Genomic DNA, 16388 nt, shown 5'->3' with positions numbered 1-16388 from the left:
TCTTTGTTGTTCTGGTGGACGGCGCTCAGGCCTTGACGGTGCGCTTTTCGATGCGTTTTTCGAAGCTGCCGACGATCACCCGGTCGACATAGATGCCCGGGGTGTGGATCTCGCTGGGCAGCAGCACGCCGGGCTCGACGATCTCTTCCACTTCGACCACGGTGATCTTGCCGGCGGTGGCGGCCAGCGGGTTGAAGTTCTGCGCAGTGTTGCGGTACACCACGTTGCCGTAGTGGTCGGCCTTCCAGCCCTTGACGATGGCGAAGTCACCGGTGATGGCTTCTTCGAGGATGTACTTGCGGCCCTTGAACTCGCGCACTTCCTTGCCATCGGCAACCGGAGTGCCGTAGCCGGTGGCGGTGTAGAACGCCGGAATGCCGGCACCGCCGGCACGCATCTTCTCGGCCAGGGTGCCTTGCGGAGTCAGTTCCACTTCCAGCTCGCCGCTGAGCAACTGGCGCTCGAACTCGGCGTTCTCGCCCACGTAGGAGGCGATCATCTTGCGGATCTGCCGGTCCTTGAGCAGCACGCCAAGGCCGAAGCCATCAACGCCGCAGTTGTTGGAGACCACGGTCAGGCCCTTGACGCCACGGCGGCAGATTTCGTTGATCAGGTTTTCCGGGATGCCGCACAGGCCGAAGCCGCCGGACAATACCGTCATGTTGTCGGTCAGGCCTTCGAGGGCCTCTTCATAAGTTGCTACGCGCTTGTCCAATCCGGCCATGCTGATCCGCCTTTTGTAGTTGTTGAACCGACGAGGCTGTCGGTGAGCGAGTTACTGCATCTTCACCGCTGGCGACTGATTTGTTAATTTTGTTTTCGTCATCGATTGATAAGATTTCCAAAACAAACCGTGAGTCTGCCATGAACGTCAAGCAACTGCGCGCCTTCGTCGCCGTGGCCAAGTACCAGAGCTTTGCCCAGGCGGGGGAACACCTGCATGTTTCACAGCCAGCGCTGAGCCTGACCATCAAGGCGCTGGAAGACAACCTTGGCGGCGCCCTCCTCACTCGCACTACCCGCAGCGTCAGCCTCACGGCCGAAGGTGAAGTGTTGCTGCCACTGGCCCGGCGCCTGCTGGCCGACTGGGACGATACCGAAGAAATGCTGCGTCAGCGTTTTACCTTGCAGTTGGGCCGGGTCTCGGTCGCGGCCATTCCAGCCTTTGCCGGCAATCTGTTGCCGCGCAGCCTGAAGGTATTTCGCCAACGCTACCCCAAGGTCAATGTCACGGTGCACGACGTGATCAACGAGCAGGTACTGGAACTGGTGCGTCACCGCCGCGTCGAACTGGGCATCGGCTTCGAACCCGACAACAGCGAGGGCTTGAATTTCCATCCCTTGTATCTGGACCGTTTCGTCGCGGTCGTGCCCGCCGATTCGCCGCTTGCCGGCCAACACCAGGTCACGTGGTCAAATTTGCTGGCCGAGGACTTCATCGCGTTGCAACGCCCTTCTGCAGTGCGCCTGCTACTTGAGCAGAACGTCGCCGCCATGCACGGCAAACTGGCGGTGGCGTTCGAAAGTCACCAGTTGTCCACCATCGGGCGCATGGTCGCCAGCGGCCTGGGTGTCAGCGCCGTGCCAGCGTTGTGCATCAACCAGATGCAGGAGCTTGGCGCGCGTTGCGTCACGTTGGTCGAACCCGTGGTAGAACGGCGTATCAGTGTGATCGCCCTGAGCGACCACAAGCTTTCCACCGCAGCCCAGGCGCTGCTCGAAGTGCTGCTTTCCCACACCCAAGCTCCGGAGGTGACATGCGTTACGTGAAACTGGCGGGTTGCAACGTGCCGGCCATTGGCCAAGGTACCTGGTACATGGGCGAAGACCCCACCCGGCGGGCGGCCGAAGTGGCCGCCTTGCAGCAAGGCATCGAACTGGGCAACCGTCGAGGCGTTCGAGCGCTTGCGCGAACAAGGCAAGATTCGCCGTTGGGGTGTTTCCAATTTCGATGTCGATGACCTGCGCGAGCTGCACAACCCGGACTGCGCCACCAACCAGGTGCTGTACAACCCGGCGCAGCGCGGCATCGAGTTCGACCTGCTGCCCTGGAGTCGGCAACGCGGCCTGCCGACCATGGCTTACTGCCCCTTGGCCCAGGCCGGACGGCTGTTGCGGCATCCGCTGCTGGGCGAAATCGCCGAGCGCCACGGGGCGACCCCGGCGCAGGTCAGCCTGGCTTGGGTAACGCGCGATGAAGGGCTCATTGCCATTCCCAAGGCCGTGGCGCCCGAGCATGTGCGGTTGAATGCGGCGGCTGGGGCGTTGACCCTGACCAGTGAAGACATGCGCGCGATCGATCGGGCGTTTCCGGCACCCACCCGCAAACAGCATCTGGCAATGGTGTGATTGGCCTTGCAGCCCCATCGCCGGCAAGCCGGCTCCTACATGAAACCTGTGGAGCTCCCTGTGGGAGCCGGCTTGCCGGCGATGAGCCCCATGAACTCAATGAAAATCCCGGCTGCGTACATCCAGCCCGCGTAACAACGGGCTGATATCCTCGAGCCGCCGCGCAATCAGGTGACGCACCCCGTTCTCCTGCTCCAGGCGCCCACTGACCTTGAGCAGTTGCGACCCCACCAAGGCGCGCCGCTGCCGCTCGGCAAGATCCCGCCAGACCACCACATTGACCATGCCGAACTCGTCCTCCAGTGTCACGAAGGTCACCCCACTGGCTGTCTGTGGCCGCTGCCGCCCCACCACCAGCCCGGCTACGGCGATCGCATCGCCATGCTCGACACCCGCCAGCTCGCCCGAACTGCGACAGCCCAGCGCACGCAGCCGAGGGCGCAGCAGGTGCAGTGGGTGAGGTCCGAGGGTAGTACCCAGCGTGTCGTAATCGGCTACCAGGTCTTCGCCCACGGTGGGCGCCGGCAAGGCAACCGCAACCTCAGGTGCAGCCTCAAGGTCGGCGAACAACGGTAACTGGGGCTGCACCGCAGCCACCTGCCAGCGTGCCTGATGGCGGTTGTGGGCCAGTGCACGCAGCGCACCGGCATCGGCCAGCCGGGCACGGGCACGGGCATCGAGTCCTACGCGCAAGCACAGGTCCTCGACATCCCGCCAGGGCCGCTGTGCCCTCGCCTGCTCCAGCCGCCGGGCATCGGCTTCGGCGAAACCGCGGATCTGTCGCAGCCCCAGGCGAATGGCCAGGGTACCCTCGCCGAGCGATTCCAGGGTGCAATCCCACTCGCTATGGAACACATCCACCGGCCTGACCTCGACCCCCTGTCGCCGTGCCTCTTGCAACAACTGGTCGGGGCTGTAGAAACCCATCGGCCAGCTGTTGACCAGTGCACAGGTGAAGATCGCCGGCTCATGGCACTTGAGCCAACTGCTGGCATAACACAACAAGGCGAAACTGGCTGCGTGCGATTCGGGGAAGCCGTAGCTGCCAAAGCCCTTGATCTGCTCGAAGATGCGTTCGGCGAAGGCCAGCTCGTAGCCGTTGCGCAGCATACCCTGGACCAGCCGCTCGCGGTGCGCTTCGAGGCCGCCGTGGCGCTTCCAGGCAGCCATGCTGCGGCGCAACTGGTCGGCCTCGCCGGGGCTGTAGTCGGCGGCGACCATGGCCAGCTCCATGACCTGCTCCTGGAACAATGGCACGCCCAGGGTGCGCTGGAACACCTCCTTGAGCTTGGCTGACGGGTAGGTGACCGGCTCCTGCTTGAGGCGCCGGCGCAGGTAGGGATGCACCATGTCGCCTTGGATCGGACCAGGACGCACGATGGCCACCTCGATCACCAGGTCATAGAAGGTGGTGGGCTTGAGCCGCGGCAGCATGGCCATTTGCGCCCGCGATTCGATCTGGAACACGCCCATGGTCTCGGCGCGGCTGATCATGGCGTAGGTGGCCGGGTCTTCGCTGGGGATGGTCGCCAGGTTCAACTTCCGGCCACGGTGGCGCTGCAGCAGGTCGAAACAGCGGCGCAAGGCGCTGAGCATGCCCAGCGCGAGCACGTCCACCTTGAGCAGGCCCATCATGTCCAGGTCGTCCTTGTCCCACTGGATCACCGTGCGCTCGGTCATGGCTGCGTTTTCCACCGGCACCAGTCGATCCAGCGGCTGTTCGGAAATCACGAAGCCTCCGGAGTGCTGGGACAGGTGCCGGGGAAAGCCGATCAACTGCCCGGCCAGCAGCAGGATGCGCTGCAAGGACGGGCTGGCCGGCTCGAAACCCGCCTCGGCCAGGCGTTGTTCATCGGGAATGCGGTCGGTCCAGCGGCCGCAGCACTTGGCCAGGGCATCGACCTGGTCGGCAGGCAGGCCCAGCACCCGGGCGACATCCCGCACTGCCCCGGCGGCGTGATAGGTATTGACCACCGCCGTGAGTGCGGCGCGATGTCGGCCGTAACGGCGGAACACATACTGGATCACTTCCTCGCGTCGGTCGTGCTCGAAATCCACGTCGATATCAGGGGGCTCGTTGCGCTCGCGAGACAGGAAGCGCTCGAACAGCAGGCGGTGCTCCATAGGGTCCAGTTCGGTGATGCCCAGCACGAAACACACCACCGAGTTGGCCGCCGAACCACGCCCCTGGCAGAGGATATGCTGACTGCGGGCGAAGGCGACGATGTCGTGCACCGTGAGGAAATAGCTTTCGTAGCCCAGCTCCTCGATCAGCGCGAGCTCTTTTGCCAGTACCTCGCGGACCTTGGCACTGGGCCCCGCGGGCCAACGCATGGGCAAGCCACGCTCGCACAGTTCGCGCAACCAGCTGGCGGGGGTCTGGCCCTCGGGCACCAGCTCGCGCGGGTACTGGTACTGCAGTTCGCCCAGGTCGAAACGGCAACGCTCGGCGATGTTCAATGTTTCGGCTATCAGTTCGGCGGGGTACAGCTCGGCCACTTGCTCCAGGGTACGCAGGTGACGCTCGCCATTGGGGTACAGGAAACGCCCGGCTTCGGCCACGCTGCAGTGCTGGCGGATGGCGGTCATGCAGTCTTGCAGGGCACGGCGACCGCGCACGTGCATGTGTACGTCACCACAGGCCACGGCGCGGATGTCCAGTTGCCCCGCCAGCATGCGCAAACGGGCCAGACGGGCTTCATCATCGCTGCCGCGATGCAGGTGCACGGCCAGCCACAAACACTCGTCGAACAGTGCGCGCAGCCACTGTCCCGTGGCCAGGTCCCCCGGGTCCTCGGCTACCCACAGCGCCAACAGCCCTGCGCAGTGCTGCTGCAGGTCATCACGAAACAACTGATAGTCGCCCTTCTCCGCCCGCCGTCGGCCACGGGTGATCAAGGCGCAGAGGTTATGGTAGCCAGTCAGGTCTTGCACCAGCAGCACCAGCTTCGGCCCATCCTGCAGGCGTACCTCGCTACCGACGATCAAGCGGACATTCTGTTCCTTGGCTGCCTGCCAGGCACGGACAATCCCGGCCAGCGTGCACTCATCGGTGATGGCCAGGGCCTGGTAACCTTGTTCATGGGCTCGACGGAAAAGCGCTTCGGCGCTCGAGGCCCCGCGCTGAAAGCTGAAGTTGGACAGGCAATGCAGCTCGGCGTAACCCAAGGCTGTCATGCGAACCAACCTTGCAGCCACAGCGGGCCGGGTTGCGCCAGGTCGCGATACGCCCAGCCACGCAACCCTTCACGGGTTTCGATGCGGTAATAGTCTCGCCGCACATCGCCACCGTCCCACCAACCCGATTCGATGCGCTCGGCCTGGCTCAGCACGGTGTGACCCTGGGTGTCGAGTGCCAGGGGCTTAGGCAACAACCACCCGGGACGGCTGCCGGGGGCAACTGCCAGGCTGCCGCGGGCGCCTTGCTCGGCGCCTTGCCAGGCACACTCCGGGCGGTGATCGGCTTCGGCGCGCAGGCCCTTGACCGCGTCATCGCCCAACCGGGCGCGCAAGCGCTCGCGCAATTGCTCCCAGGGCTGGGCCTGCTGCGCCCGAAGGTCGAACAGGGCCTGGTGCTGGGGCACGAACGGCGGCAGGTCCGTGGCGACCAGGCGCAAATTGCGTACCGGGGCCGGAATGCGCAGGGGCTCCAGACGACCGCGTGCCAACTCGAACAGCATCGCCGCGTCGCGCTCGGCGGCCAGCAGGCCGACCTGCAACTGCGTGTCCGCCCCATCGGCGTGTTCCAGGTACAGGCTGAAACGTTGCACACCGCAATCCCGCCCGGCGAGAAAGGCGGCCAGGTCGTTGAGCATGCGCCGCAGCGGGAACAGCAGGGCCTGGTGCGATTCGACGTCGAAGTTCAGTTCCAGCCGCGTTTCGAATCGGTCAGGTGGCTGATAGAAATCCAGCCCCAGGGTGCGCAGGCCAAGCAGTTGGTCCAGGTGCAACTGCACCTGTGCCGGAAAGCGTCTGGCCAATGCATCGCGCGGCAAGGCCAGCACCTGGCCAAGCTGACGCAGGCCCATGCGGGCGAAGGCTTCGGCAGACGCCTGGGGCAGACCGACGCGTGCAATGGGCATGCGCGCCAGTGCACGGCGGGTTTCTTCAGGGCAAGTCAAGGCCAGGCCATCATGGCCGTTGGCGAGCATGCGCGCCGCCACAGGGTTGCTGGCCAGCACGATACGCTGACGCAGCCCCAATGCGGCCAGTTCCTCCCGCAGCCGTGCCTGGAACAGCGGCCAGGGCCCGAACAGCTGCAAGCTGGAACCCACCTCGAGCAACAATGCCCGCGGATAATGCAAGCTGACCTGAGCACTGAAGCGGTAGGCCCAGGCCGCCAGCAACTGCTGCAACTGCTCGATGCGTGCGGGATCGGCCTCGACGCACTGAAAACCATCGGCCAGGGCACGGGCGGCTGTCAGGTTCTGGCCGGCGCGCAAACCCAGTGCCGCCGCGGCCGGGTTGACGGCCTGCAGCACGCGGCGCTGGCTCGGCCCGCCGACCAGTACCAGGGGCGAATGGGCATCGTCGCGTTCGCGCAGGATCGAATCCAGCGCCAACTGCGGCAAGAGGATACAGGCCCAGAGCATGTTGCATCAGCCCCGCTGGATGGCCACGGCCGGCGGCAGGCCACCGCGGCATTTGAGTACGCGCCACTGCGCCGGCTGGGTGTCGATGGCAATGCGCAATGCGGCGGGTGAAGGGTTGAGCGCCGCCTGTTGTGGCCGACAGGCAAATGCCAATGCCTGACCCGTTTCGGCGGCCACCTGCAAACGCCGCAGGGCACGGTCGTCGGCCCGCTGCGGCCAGCACAGCACGGCGGCGCAACTGCCAGAGCGCAGGCATTGCTCAGCAGCCCAGAGGGCGTCCTGCGACTCGGCCTCGACCTGCACCAGCCATTGCAGGTCCACACCCGCCGCTTGCCAGGCCGGCGCATAAGGGATGAACGGCGGCGCCACCAGCACGACGCGCCCACCCTCGCCGGTCAAGCGTGCCAGCGTGGGCCAGAGCAATTGCAATTCACCGCATCCGGGGCTTGCCAGCAGCAATTCGCTGAGCGCCGCAGCAGGCCAGCCGCCCTCGGGCAGGCGCCCATCGAGCACGGCGTGGCCGGTGGGCTGCAAGCCGCTGGGGCGAGCCTGGGCCTGCCGTCCGCGCCAGACCTGACGCTGGTCCAGCAGCCGATCGAGATCGACCACCGCGCCCATCAGTCACGCCTCAACAGGCCACAGAACACGCCTTCGATGAAGAACTCGCGCTCCGGCCCGACATCGATCGGCGCGTAGGCCGGGTTGCGTGGCAACAGCCGATAGCCGCCGGGTTGGCGTTGCAGGCGCTTGATGGTGACTTCGCCGTCGAGTCGGGCGACCACGATCTGGCCGTCACGGGCATCGCCCTGCTGGCGGATACCGACCAGGTCGCCGTCGAAGATGCCGTCGTCGACCATCGAGTCGCCACGCACCTTGAGCAGGTAGTCCGGGGTTCGGCGGAACAGGCTGGGGTCGAGCAGCAACTGCTCGTGGATATCCAGGTCCGGGCCTATGGGGGCGCCTGCCGCGACCTGGCCCAGCACTGGCACCTCGAGGATTTCCGGGCGGCGCAAGGGCTCGGCCAGACGGATGCCCCGCGCCTGGTTCGGCGTGACGTCGATATGGCCCGCCTGGCACAAGGCAGTGATGTGCTTGCGCGCAACGCTGCGTGAGGCGAAGCCGAAACGGCTGGCGATGTCGGCAAGGCTCGGTGGCTGGCCATGGTCGGCAATGCGCTCGCGGATGAATTCGAGGATTGCCCGGCGTTTGGGAGTGAGATTGTCCATGGAGTACATTTGTACTCTTTTCGGCGTACACTGAACAGCCCCCTTCGTCGTCACCTTTCGTTATCATCCCCTGGCTTGTGTTTTCAACTCTCTGGATACCTGATGCTGACCGCCCTGCTGTTCGACCTCGACGGAACCCTGACCGACACCGACACCCTGCATCTGCAGGCGTTTCGCCAGTTGCTGCACGCGTACGACGGGCGTGAACTGACCCAGGCGCAGTTCGACGCCCAGGTCAGTGGCCGGGCCAACGGCGAGCTGTTCGCCGAGCTGTTTCCCAAGGCCAGCGTGCCAGAGTGCCAGGCGCTGGCCGAACGCAAGGAGGCGCTGTTTCGCGAACTGGCGCCGGCGCTCGAACCCATGCCGGGCCTGTTGCGTTTGCTGGACCATGCCCAGGCCCATGGGCTTGGCATGTGCGTGGTGACCAACGCGCCCCGGCTCAACGCCGAACACATGCTGGCGGCGATGGGCCTGGGCGAGCGCTTCGAGCACGTGCTGGTGGCCGAGGAGCTGGCGCGGGCCAAGCCTGATCCTCTGCCCTACCTGACCGGGCTGGAACGACTGCGGGCGTCGGCCGGGCAGGCACTGGCGTTCGAGGACTCGCTGCCGGGGGTGAAGGCGGCCAGTGATGCCGGGATCTTTACCGTAGGGGTGGCGACTACGCAGACGCCGGAGCGACTCATCGAAGCAGGTGCAGAGCTGGTGGTGGATGATTTCAATGATCCGCGGCTGTGGGCGCTGATCCAAGCCATGCAAGCGTAAGTCGTTCGATCCCTGTGGGAGCCGCGTCCATTCGTCGCCCTTCTGCCTAATCTGTCGAAACAGGCCTCACCCGCTCGACCATTGAATGAATCCCCCAGCGCGGAGTCACCGCCATGAGTCATTCAGATAAAGGTCACGAAGTCGTCTCACGCAGCCAATGGCTGGCAGCGCGCCGGCAACTCTGGCTGCACGAGAAAGCCTTCACCCACCAGCGCGATGAACTGGCCGCTGCACGGCGCGCCCTGCCCTGGGTCAAGGTCGAGCACGACTATCGCTTTCACGGGCCGGACGGCGAACTGAGCCTCGCCGACCTGTTCGCCGGGCGCAGCCAATTGCTGGTCTACCACTTCATGTTCGCCGAAGGCTGGAGCGAAGGCTGCCCCGGCTGCTCGTTCCTGGCCGACCACTTCGATGGCGCCAACCTGCATCTGGCGCATCACGATGTATCGCTGGTCGCGGTGTCGCGTGCGGCGTATGCCCAATTCCAGGCATTCCGCCAGCGGATGGGCTGGCGTTTCCCCTGGTATTCGTCCCAGGGCAGCGGCTTCAACGAAGCGTTCGGCGTCAGTGTCGGCAGCCAGGGCGAGCGGCAGTACAACTATGAACCGTACACCGGCAACGAATCCGAGCTACCGGGATTGAGCGCCTTCTACCGCGACCAGGACGGCACGGTGTATCACACCTACTCGACCTACGCCCGCGGGCTGGACATCCTGGTCAACACCTACAACTTCCTCGACATCGCGCCCCTGGGGCGCAACGAGGCCGGGACCATGGACTGGGTGCGACACCACGATCGCTACGAGGGGCAACCGGGCAAGCCGCACTGCTGCCATGAGTGAAGGGCTCAGCCCCTCACCCCGAGCATGCCGCGCTCGACGATGAAATCGATCACGGCCTGCAGGCCCTCGCCCTTCTTCAGGTTGCTGAAGGTCCAGGGGCGCTCCGGGCGCATGCGCCGGGTGTCGCGCTCCATCACTTCCAGCGAGGCGCCGACATAGGGCGCCAGGTCGGTCTTGTTGATCACCAGGAAATCGGACTTGGTGATACCAGGGCCGCCCTTGCGCGGGATCTTCTCGCCCTCGGCCACGTCGATGACATAAATGGTCAGGTCGGCCAGTTCCGGGCTGAAGGTGGCGCTGAGGTTGTCGCCGCCGCTTTCCACGAAGATCACTTCGAGGTTGCCGAACTTGCGCGCCAGTGCTTCCACGGCCGCCAGGTTCATCGAGGCATCCTCACGAATCGCCGTGTGCGGGCAGCCGCCGGTCTCGACGCCGACGATCCGCTCGGGCTCCAATGCGCCGGCCTCGGTCAGGATGCGCTGGTCTTCCTTGGTGTAGATGTCATTGGTGACCACGGCGATCTGGTAGTGGTCGCGCATGGCCTTGCACAGGCATTCGAGCAGCGCGGTCTTGCCAGAGCCGACCGGGCCGCCGACTCCGACGCGCAGGGGTTGCTGATAGCTTTGCATGAAGGCAGTCCTCAGGAACGGAACAATCGGGTGTATTGGGTTTCGTGACGCGATGAGGCAATCGCCAGCAACGGCAGGCCGCCGCCCAGCTGGTCATCGCCAAGGGTCAGGGCATGGTCGAGCAGCCCGGGCAAGGCTGCGCCCAGGTCACGCAACAGGGTCTGCGCCGCCTGTTGGCCGAACGGCACCAGCTTGACCCCGGCCATGACTGCACCCTCCAGCCAGGCGAAGGCATGGCCGAGGGCCAACTGGCGCAGCGGGATCGACCAGTGCACGGCCAGCCAGGCCATGCCGCCCAGCTGACTGAGTTCCAGGCTCGCACGCCAGGCCGGGGCCTGGGCCAACTGCCAGCCATCGAGCAGCCGGGTCAGGGCCGCGCCGCGTTGCTGCTCTTCAAGGCGCAACTCGGCGGTTTCACGGTTGGCCAGCAGAAAGCGGCTCCAGCGGCCGAAAGCATCGGGGTCGTCGGCCTGGCAGGCGTGGTAAAGCCGCGCCAGCACAGGCCAGTCCAGGCAGGCCAGGGTGTCGTGCAACTGTTCGCCCTGCCAGGCGCTGAAGCTGGCGGCATCGCGCACCCAGCCCGCTTCCACGGCCCATTCCAGACCCTGCGAGTAAGTGAAGCCACCCACCGGCAGGCCTGGGCTGGCCAGCTGCAGCAGGCGCAGCAGCGCCAGGTCGCTGCCCATCAACCGGCCAGCACCAGCGCGGCACCGGCCAGCAGGCCAGAGCCGAACGCCTTCTGCAGGCCACTGTGACGGCGCAGCAGGCAGCCAACGGCAAAGCCCACCAGCAACAGCAAGCCGCTGACCGTGACGAAGCCGGCGCTGAACTGCCAGAACGCGCTGGGGGTGGCCTCGACGCCATGGGCCCAGCCATGGAACAAGGCGAACACCGGCATCGCCAGGGCCAGCAGCAACTGGCGGCTGGGCAGCAGCACGGCGGCGGCGGCCACCAGCACGGACACGGCGATCACGGTTTCCATGCCCACCACGCCACCGAACAGGTGGCCGCCTGCGGCGCCCGCGAACATCGCCGCCAGGGTCGCCAGGGGCAGGCTCAGGTTGCGTCGGGTCAGCGCGGCCAGCACACCGGTCCCCAGCAGCATCAGCAAGTGGTCGAGACCAGTCAGCGGGTGCAGCAGGCCATCCTGCAGCGGGTTGCTGTCGTGCCCGGGGTGGGCGAAGGCCGGCAGCGCGACCATCAGCAGAACAAGGGCGAAAGTCTTTTTCATGGGTAACTCCATCAGGCAGGTCAGGAATGGGCTGGCAGACGCACGAACGGGTGATCGTGGCCGTGGCCATGGCTGTGTGGCGCGCTCTGGTAGGCACCGGCTTCCGGCTCGAATGGCGCCTGTTCGGTGATTACCGCCAGGCCCAGGCCGCGCAGCATCTCGTCCAGCACATGGTCATGCTGGTAGCGCAACAGGCCAGGCTCTATCTGCAACGGCACATGGCGGTTGCCCAGGTGGTAGGCGGCACGGGCCAGCAGATGCAGGTCGTCGCAGCGCACTGTGGAAACCCTCTCGGGGGCGGCAAGCACGCGCACCACCTGGCTGCCGTCAGCATCGGCCAGCAACTCGCCGCCACGCAGCAAGTGGCCACGTTCGAGCATCAGGCCAGCTTCGCGGCCGTCATCGAGGGTCACGCGCAGCCGGCTCTTGATACGGCTGTCGACGTCCAGGGTGAGGGTTCCGGTAACCGTGTCGGCAGTGCCTATCCGGCGGGTCAGGACAATCATGTTCGCTCCTTCAGAACAGGAAATAACGCTGTGCCAGCGGCAGTTCGCGGGCCGGCTCGCACACCAGCAGCTCGCCGTCTGCGCGCACCTGGTAGGTCTGCGCATCGACTTCGATCAGCGGTTGCAGGGTGTTGTGGACCATGTCGGCCTTGCGCACCCGACGGCAGCCGTGGGCCACTCCGATCAGGCTCTGCAGGCCCAGTTCCCGGGCCAGGCCACGGTCCATGGCGGCCTGGGGCAGGAACGTCATGCGCGTGGCATGGCGGGCCGCGCCGAGCGCACCGAACATGGGCCGGTAGTGCACCGGCTGCGGCGTCGGGATCGAGCCATTGATGTCGCCCATGGGGGCGGTGGCGATCATCCCGCCCTTGATCACCAGGGCTGGCTTGACCGCGAAGAAGGCCGGCCCCCACAGCACCAGGTCGGCGAGCTTGCCCACCTCGACCGAACCGACTTCATGGGCGATGCCGTGGGTCAGTGCCGGGTTGAGGGTGTACTTGGCGATGTAGCGCTTGACCCGGAAGTTGTCGCTGTAGCTGCTGTCCGGGGCCAGCGGGCCACGGCGCAGCTTCATCTGGTGCGCCACCTGCCAGGTCCGCAGCACCACCTCGCCGACCCGGCCCATGGCCTGGGAGTCGGATGAAGTCATGGCAAAGGCACCCATGTCGTGCAGGATGTCCTCGGCGGCGATGGTTTCGCGGCGGATGCGCGACTCGGCAAAGGCCACGTCCTCGGCGATGCTAGGGTCCAGATGGTGGCAGACCATGAGCATGTCGAGGTGCTCGTCGACCGTGTTGACCGTGTACGGCAGGGTCGGGTTGGTCGAGGACGGCAAGACGTTGGCTTGCCCCGCCGCGCGAATGATGTCCGGCGCGTGGCCACCGCCCGCACCTTCGGTGTGGAAGGTATGGATGGTGCGATCACCAATGGCCGCCAGCGTGTCTTCGATGCAACCGGACTCGTTGAGGGTGTCGGTGTGGATCGCCACCTGGATGTCCATCTCCTCTGCCACGCCCAGGCAGCAGTCGATGGCGGCCGGTGTCGACCCCCAGTCCTCGTGCAGCTTCAGGCCCACCGCACCGGCGGCGATCTGCTCGCGCAAGGCCTCGGGACGCGAGGCATTGCCCTTGCCCAGCAGGCCGATGTTGATCGGCAGGCAATCGGCGGCCTGCAGCATGCGCGCCAGGTGCCACGGCCCCGGGGTACAGGTGGTGGCGTTGGTACCAGTGGCTGGCCCGGTGCCACCACCGATGAAGGTGGTCACGCCACTGGTCAGCGCTTCTTCCACTTGCTGCGGGCAGATGAAGTGGATGTGCGAGTCGATGCCGCCGGCAGTCACGATCTTGCCCTCGGCGGCGATCACTTCGGTGCCCGGTCCGACCGGCACGGTCACCCCCGGCTGCACGTCGGGGTTGCCGGCCTTGCCGATGGCCGCGATGCGCCCGTGCTTGACGCCGATGTCGGCCTTGACGATGCCCCAGTGGTCGATGATCAGGGCATTGGTCAGCACCAGGTCCATGGCCTGGGCTGCCCGCATCTGGCCCTGGCCCATGCCGTCGCGGATGACCTTGCCCCCGCCGAACTTGACCTCTTCGCCGTAGATCGTGAAGTCCTTCTCGACTGCCACCCACAGCGCGGTATCGGCCAGGCGCACGCGGTCGCCGACCGTGGGGCCGAACATGTCGGCGTAGGCCCTGCGCGAGATGCGGCTCATGCCCTGCCCTCCAGCGCGCCCATCACCTTGCCCTGGAAGCCGTAGACCTCACGCTTGCCGGCATAGGCCACCAGCTGCACGGTGCGCGACTGGCCCGGTTCGAAACGCACGGCGGTACCGGCCGGGATGTCGAGGCGGAAACCGAGCGTCGGCTCGCGTTCGAACACCAGCGCATCATTGACCTCGTAGAAGTGGTAGTGCGAGCCGACCTGCACCGGCCGGTCGCCGTGATTGGCCACGCTGACGCTGACCGTGGCACGGCCGCCGTTGAGCTCGATGTCGCCGTCGGCGACCTGAATTTCACCTGGGATCATGCGGGGCTCCTGGGCCAGGTCAGACGATGGGGTCATGCACGGTCACCAGCTTGGTGCCGTCGGGGAATGTGGCCTCGACCTGCACGTCATGGAGCATCTCGGCAACGCCATCCATGACCTGCTCACGGCCGATCACTTCGCGGCCCAGGCTCATCAGCTCGGCCACCGTGCGGCCATCGCGGGCGCCTTCGAGCACAGCGGCGCTGATCAGCGCCACCGCTTCCGGGTAGTTGAGCTTCAGGCCACGGGCCAGGCGCCGTTCAGCCAGCAGTGCGGCGGTGAACAGCAGCAGTTTGTCTTTCTCTCTCGGGGTCAGCTCCATGGCGCTCTCTCAAGTGGCCCAGATGCGCGGCGGGCACGCAGGCAGGCCGAGAACGGCCGGCCGCAGGACGTGCCAGAGGCGCTGCAGGGTACGTTGCAGGTGTTGGTTGTCGTGGTCGAGCAGGCGGATCACCAGCAGCGAGCCAAGCAAGGTCGCGCCCGCGGGCGTTTCCAGCTCGTCGAGCAGCGCCCTGACCTGCTCCAGCACGGCTGGGTCTGCCGGTGCTGCACAGAAGGTGGCGGACAACGGGTGTCCGCCCAGCTTGCCCAACTGCCCGCCGCGGATGCGCAGGCGCTCGTGCAGGCCGGGGTCGCCGGGCAGTTCGACGCGCAGGCGACTGTCCAGGGCGCCCTGGTCGAAGCGTTCATTCATCACTGGGCGGCCCAGACACAGGGTTTCCCAGGCCAGCAGACGGGCACCGGGCTCCAGGGTGAAGCGGCTGTCCAGGCTGGCACGGGCACCGGAGAAGAAGATGCTGTCCTGGGGCAACCACTCCAGCGTGCTGCCGGCCTGCAGGTAGAAGTGCTGGGTCAGGCAGGCGGTCGGGCCGATGCTGCGGTAGAACTTGCTGGCCCCGGGCATGGTCAGCAGCGCATGGCTGCCGGGCTCCAGGTGGATGTCCAGCTCCAGCCGGTCACCGGCGACGATGCCGCCGGGGGGGTGCAGTACATAGACGTGGCACGGCGCGCCTTCCGGGTGGAACGGGCGCTGCACCAAAAGAGGTCCGAAATGACGGCGCGCACCAAGGCGGGTCACACCATTGCGCTCGATGAATCGCAACTGCAGGTGGGCGCTCCAGCCTGCATCCTTTTCAGCGTTATCCACCTGTACGGCGAGCGACATCCTGCAGTCCCCGATTTTCCTGGCCTTGCGGCCGCCTGGAGGATCACGGCCAACGCACACAAGCGTGTCTGGCCTGACCACTCGATCAAATTCGATGGCTGGGATATAGCAGGTAGCGGGCCAACTGCGCAGGTGAATGAAAATGAAATCTGCGATGCGAAGGCTCTGGCATGGGGCATACACGCGGCACGTCGCACAATGCGAGCGCGCGGCTTGGCCCCGTTCCGGTGCTGCGCTACAGTCGTGGATTACTCAAGGCCAAGGAACCGCCATGTCACTCGCCCCCGCCATCCCCGTGCTGCGCATCTTCTCGGTCGAAAAGGCCAAGGAGTTCTACCTGGACTTTCTCGGCTTCAACCTGGACTGGGAGCACCGCTTCAGCCCGGACCTGCCGCTTTATGCGCAAATCCACCGTGACGGGCTGATCCTGCACCTGAGCGAACACCACGGCGATGCCTGCCCAGGCTCTACCGTGTTTGCCCGCACCGAAGACCTGCGCGCACTGGAGCGCGAGCTGCAAGACAAGCAGTACGGTTATTCCCGCCCCCATGCCGAGCCCGTTGACTGGGGGCTGCAGATGCAGATCCACGATCCGTTCGGCAACCTGCTGCGCTTCTGCCAGCAGATCGACGACGAAACCGCCCAGTGAATGCCATGAACAAACGCGAACTGGCGCGCCTTGAGCGCGAACTGGTCGCCTGCCTGACCGACGCCTGCGAAACCGCGAAAGCTGAAATCGTCGGGTTCACCTGGCTGACCCACCGCCTGGACCCCGCCGACTTCCCTGCCAGCCTGCGCATCATCTGGGTGTTCGAGCGCGAGGCGGACAAGGCAGCCGCCCTGGCCGGGAATGCTAAAGCACGCATGATCGAGCTGACGTCCAAGGCTCTGGACGAGGCTGGCGTGGCGTTGGATAACCCAGGATGGCACGTGCGGTTCGACAGTGAAGAGGCCTGTACCCGCAGCCATGCGGGGGACTGGAACAGGCGGCTTGAGGCCTGCCGGTAGAGTTGCAGCGCTCTTGAGATCGAGCGCCGCCCGCGCGGCGCATCGCGAGC

At 65.9% G+C, this 16388-nt stretch carries 18 protein-coding genes and 1 pseudogene; 6 read left to right on the top strand and 13 right to left on the bottom strand.

The genetic code is table 11. From position 1 onward, the window contains the following. Nucleotides 1-25: 25 nt before the first annotated feature. A complete protein-coding gene (locus PPL01S_RS19475) occupies nt 26-724 on the bottom strand; it encodes a CoA transferase subunit A (RefSeq protein WP_028625392.1) in 699 nt (232 codons plus the stop codon). Between the two features lie 140 nt (nt 725-864). Between PPL01S_RS19475 and PPL01S_RS19470 the strand changes: the two genes are divergently transcribed. Together PPL01S_RS19470 and PPL01S_RS19465 are read left to right on the top strand one after the other, a co-directional pair. Further along, complete coding sequence (locus tag PPL01S_RS19470; protein ID WP_016394912.1) at nt 865-1770, top strand: LysR family transcriptional regulator; 906 nt, start codon at nt 865-867, stop codon at nt 1768-1770. Beyond that, nucleotides 1758-2349 (top strand): annotated as a pseudogene (locus tag PPL01S_RS19465) (aldo/keto reductase). The gene PPL01S_RS19470 and the pseudogene PPL01S_RS19465 overlap by 13 nt, the downstream one beginning before the upstream one ends. Before the next feature lie 96 nt (nt 2350-2445). Here PPL01S_RS19465 and PPL01S_RS19460 read toward each other — a convergent pair. From PPL01S_RS19460 to lexA, 4 genes are read right to left on the bottom strand one after another with little or no spacing between them, the layout of a single operon-like run. Beyond that, nucleotides 2446-5526, bottom strand: a complete 3081-nt coding sequence (locus tag PPL01S_RS19460) for an error-prone DNA polymerase (protein WP_016394914.1) — start codon at nt 5524-5526, stop codon at nt 2446-2448. Continuing rightward, nucleotides 5523-6941, bottom strand: coding sequence for a Y-family DNA polymerase (locus PPL01S_RS19455; protein WP_028625393.1), 1419 nt, complete (start codon nt 6939-6941; stop codon nt 5523-5525). Before PPL01S_RS19455 ends, PPL01S_RS19460 begins: the two co-directional genes overlap by 4 nt. A 6-nt stretch (nt 6942-6947) precedes the next feature. After that, nucleotides 6948-7559 (bottom strand): translesion DNA synthesis-associated protein ImuA, encoded by a 612-nt coding sequence (gene imuA / locus PPL01S_RS19450; RefSeq protein ID WP_016394916.1) that lies wholly within the window; start codon nt 7557-7559, stop codon nt 6948-6950. Then, entirely contained in the window at nt 7559-8167 is a 609-nt protein-coding gene (gene lexA / locus PPL01S_RS19445; protein WP_081833302.1) for a transcriptional repressor LexA, read from the bottom strand. The genes imuA and lexA overlap by 1 nt, the downstream gene beginning before the upstream one ends. Nucleotides 8168-8269: 102 nt before the next feature. Between lexA and PPL01S_RS19440 the strand changes: the two genes are divergently transcribed. Further along, nucleotides 8270-8929, top strand: coding sequence for an HAD family hydrolase (locus tag PPL01S_RS19440; RefSeq protein WP_028625395.1), 660 nt, complete (start codon nt 8270-8272; stop codon nt 8927-8929). Nucleotides 8930-9042: 113 nt separating this feature from the next. Continuing rightward, on the top strand, nt 9043-9771 hold the full coding sequence (locus tag PPL01S_RS19435) for a DUF899 domain-containing protein (protein ID WP_016394919.1): 729 nt from the start codon (nt 9043-9045) through the stop codon (nt 9769-9771). Nucleotides 9772-9776: 5 nt separating this feature from the next. On the opposite strand, the gene ureG is transcribed toward PPL01S_RS19435, so the two are convergent. Genes ureG through PPL01S_RS19395 form a run of 8 tightly spaced genes read right to left on the bottom strand, consistent with a single transcriptional unit; the run spans nt 9777 to nt 15330 of the window. Then, nucleotides 9777-10400 (bottom strand): urease accessory protein UreG, encoded by a 624-nt coding sequence (gene ureG, locus PPL01S_RS19430; protein WP_016394920.1) that lies wholly within the window; start codon nt 10398-10400, stop codon nt 9777-9779. A gap of 11 nt (nt 10401-10411) precedes the next feature. Continuing rightward, nucleotides 10412-11086, bottom strand: a complete 675-nt coding sequence (locus tag PPL01S_RS19425; protein ID WP_016394921.1) for an urease accessory protein UreF — start codon at nt 11084-11086, stop codon at nt 10412-10414. Beyond that, complete coding sequence (locus PPL01S_RS19420; protein WP_016394922.1) at nt 11086-11631, bottom strand: HupE/UreJ family protein; 546 nt, start codon at nt 11629-11631, stop codon at nt 11086-11088. Before PPL01S_RS19420 ends, PPL01S_RS19425 begins: the two co-directional genes overlap by 1 nt. 20 nt (nt 11632-11651) lie before the next feature. Further along, entirely contained in the window at nt 11652-12137 is a 486-nt protein-coding gene (gene ureE, locus PPL01S_RS19415; protein ID WP_016394923.1) for an urease accessory protein UreE, read from the bottom strand. 10 nt (nt 12138-12147) lie between these two features. Next, entirely contained in the window at nt 12148-13851 is a 1704-nt protein-coding gene (ureC, locus tag PPL01S_RS19410; protein ID WP_016394924.1) for an urease subunit alpha, read from the bottom strand. Continuing rightward, the gene (locus tag PPL01S_RS19405; RefSeq protein WP_016394925.1) at nt 13848-14165 is read right to left on the bottom strand and encodes an urease subunit beta; all 318 of its coding nucleotides are present in this window, start codon (nt 14163-14165) and stop codon (nt 13848-13850) included. The genes ureC and PPL01S_RS19405 overlap by 4 nt, the downstream gene beginning before the upstream one ends. Nucleotides 14166-14184: 19 nt before the next feature. After that, nucleotides 14185-14487, bottom strand: a complete 303-nt coding sequence (locus PPL01S_RS19400) for an urease subunit gamma (RefSeq protein WP_016394926.1) — start codon at nt 14485-14487, stop codon at nt 14185-14187. A 9-nt stretch (nt 14488-14496) separates the two neighbouring features. Further along, nucleotides 14497-15330 carry an urease accessory protein UreD gene (locus PPL01S_RS19395; RefSeq protein WP_016394927.1) on the bottom strand — a complete coding sequence of 278 codons (834 nt, stop codon included), beginning with the start codon at nt 15328-15330 and terminating at the stop codon, nt 14497-14499. A 271-nt stretch (nt 15331-15601) separates the two neighbouring features. On the opposite strand from PPL01S_RS19395, the gene PPL01S_RS19390 reads away from it, so the two are divergent. Then, on the top strand, nt 15602-15979 hold the full coding sequence (locus PPL01S_RS19390; protein ID WP_016394928.1) for a glyoxalase superfamily protein: 378 nt from the start codon (nt 15602-15604) through the stop codon (nt 15977-15979). Next, nucleotides 15976-16338, top strand: a complete 363-nt coding sequence (locus tag PPL01S_RS19385; protein ID WP_016394929.1) for a hypothetical protein — start codon at nt 15976-15978, stop codon at nt 16336-16338. Before PPL01S_RS19390 ends, PPL01S_RS19385 begins: the two co-directional genes overlap by 4 nt. Nucleotides 16339-16388: the final 50 nt, after the last annotated feature.

The organism is Pseudomonas plecoglossicida NBRC 103162 = DSM 15088, from assembly GCF_000730665.1.
Taxonomy (GTDB): Bacteria; Pseudomonadota; Gammaproteobacteria; order Pseudomonadales; family Pseudomonadaceae; genus Aquipseudomonas; species Aquipseudomonas plecoglossicida.
This window is presented reverse-complemented; position numbering and strand designations above follow the sequence as displayed.